General features: G+C 71.1%; 2 protein-coding genes. Both read right to left on the bottom strand.

What is annotated here, in order from left to right:
• The coding region (nagE, locus tag AC07N1_RS25225; protein ID WP_494674284.1) for an N-acetylglucosamine-specific PTS transporter subunit IIBC at positions 1–1353 on the bottom strand (1353 nt) is incomplete at its 3' end.
• Between the two features lie 5 nt (positions 1354–1358).
• Positions 1359–2519 (bottom strand): phosphoenolpyruvate--protein phosphotransferase (gene ptsP / locus AC07N1_RS25220; RefSeq protein WP_494674283.1); only part of this gene is annotated, 1161 nt, incomplete at its 5' end.

The raw sequence follows: 2519 nt of genomic DNA, 5'->3' as shown, positions 1-2519 counted from the left end.
CGCGCCCAGGGCCTTGAGGCGGGCCTCGTCAACAGCCTTCTGGTCGGCCACGATCAGGCGCAGGCGGGTGGTGCAGGCGTCGACGCTGACGAGGTTGGCCGAGCCGCCGAGAGCGACGACGAAGTCGGCCCCGCGGCCGCCGGCGCTGGGGGCGGGCGCGGCGTTCAGCAGGGCGGCCTCCTCCTCCGGCTCACGTCCCGGGGTCTTCAGATCGAAGCGGACGATGAAGAACCGGAAGAGGCCGTAATAGACGGCGAAATAGACCGCCCCGATCGGCAGCAGGAACAGCGGGTGGGTGGCCTTGCCGAAGTTGAGGACGTAGTCGAAGAGGCCCGCCGAGAAGGTGAAGCCAAGCTTCACGTCCAAGAGGTTCATCAGCGCCATCGAGACGCCGGTCAGCACCGCGTGCACGGCGTAGAGCGCCGGGGCCAGGAACATGAAGGAAAACTCGATCGGCTCGGTCACCCCGGTCAGGAACGAGGTCAGGGCCAGGGAGACCAGCATGCCGGCCACGGCCTTGCGGCGCTCGGGCCTTGCCGTGTGCAGCATGGCCAGGCACGCGGCGGGCAGGCCGAACATCATCACCGGGAAGAAACCGCTCATGAAGCCGCCGGCGCTGGGATCGTCGGCGAAGAAGCGGCGCAGGTCGCCGGTCGCGCCATGGAAGTCGCCGATCACGAACCAGGCGATGTTGTTGAGGATGTGGTGCAGGCCGGTGACGATCAGGATGCGGTTCAGGAACCCGTAGACCAAGAGGCCCCACTGCCCCGAGCCGACGATGGCCCGGCTGGCGGCGTCCACCCCGCCGTTGATGGCGTCGTAGCCCAGGCCCACCAGACCCGCCATCACCAGGCCGGCAAGGCCCGCCACGATCGGCACGAACCGCCGGCCGCTGAAGAAGGCCAGGTACTCGGGCAGCTTGAAGCCGGAGAAGCGGTTGTAGAAGAGGCCCCCGATCACCCCCGACAGGATGCCGATCGGCACGGAGAGCTTGGACAGCGCCTTGGCCTTGTAGGCCGCGCCGGCCAGGGCCGCGTGGGCCTCGGCCAGACCCGCCGTCGCATCGGCCGGCACGTGCAGCAGGGCCTTGCCGCCTTCGGTGGCGATCAGGAAGCAGACGACGCCCGCCAGCCCCGCCGCGCCGTTGTTTTCCTTGGCCAGGCCGACGGCGACGCCGATGGCGAACAGCAGGCCGAGGTTGGCGAAGATCGCATCGCCGGCGGCGGCGATGAAGGGGATGTTCAGCAGGTCCGGCTGGCCCAGGCGCAGCAGCAGCCCCGCCACCGGCAGCACCGCGATCGGCAGCATCAGGGCCCGGCCGAGCGGCTGGAGGATTTCGAGCGGCGATTTCATCGGCGTCAGGCTCCAGCTTGCTGGAAGGATTTGGTCAGGTCGCGGACGGCCTCGGGCGAGGCCTGGTCCAGGGCGCGGGCGGCGAGCGTCTTGCAGGCGGCCAGATCCAGGGTGCGCACCAGGGCCTTCACCTCCGGCACGATGGCGGCGGTGGCCGAGAGCTCGGTGACGCCCAGGCCCAGGAGGACCGGAACGGCGGCCAGGTCCGAGGCCAGTCCGCCGCAGACGCCGACCCAGCGGCCGTGCTTGGCCGCCCCCTTGCAGGTCTGGTCGATCATCCGCAGCACGGCCGGGTGCAAGGCGTCGATGCGGGCGGCAAGCTCCGGATTGCCCCGGTCCATGGCCAGGACGTACTGCGTCAGGTCGTTGGTGCCGACGGAGAGGAAGTCGGCCTCGGCGGCGATCAGGTCGGCGGTCACCGCGGCGGCCGGGGTCTCGATCATCACCCCCAGCTCGATGCGGTCGGTGACGCCCAGCTCGCGCTTGGCCTCTTCCAGCACGGCGCGGACGGCGCGCAGCTCGGAGAGACTACCGACCATCGGGACCATGATCTTGCATTGGCCCAGCGGCGTAACCCGCAGGATGGCGCGCAGTTGGGTCTTCAGGAGATGCGGCCGCCACAGCGACACGCGCACACCGCGCAGGCCGAGCGCCGGGTTCTCCTCGGCCGGGATCGGAAGATAGGGCGCGGCCTTGTCGCCGCCGACGTCCAGCGTGCGCACGATCAGCGGCTTGCCTTCGAGCGCCGTGGCGACGGCCTGGTACTGCTTTGCCTGCTCGTCCTCGCTGGGCGGGGTCTCGCGGTCGAGGAACAGGAACTCGGTGCGCAGCAGGCCGCAGCCTTCGGCCCCGTTGGCGGCGGCGGCCTTGGCGTCCTTCTCCGAGCCGACATTGGCGAAGACTTCGATCCGCGTGCCGCAAGCCATGGTGCTGCCCTCGTGGGCGGCGGCCTTGGCGGCGGCGCGGCGCTCGTGGCGGGCGGCGATGGCGCTCTGGGCCTGGGCCAGGGCGTCGGCCCCGGGCGCGACGCGCAGGCGTCCGCCCTCGGCGTCGAGGATCAGGGCGGTTCCGTCGGCGATCCCCAGGGCTCCAGGACCGACGGCGACCAGGGCCGGCAGGCCCATGGCGGCGGCCAGGATGGCCACGTGCGAGGTGGGGCCGCCGCG

Source organism: Caulobacter sp. GW821-FHT09B11, from assembly GCF_059418205.1.
The sequence above is the reverse complement of the archived record's forward strand: the minus strand, read 5'-3'. Positions and strand labels throughout refer to the sequence as shown.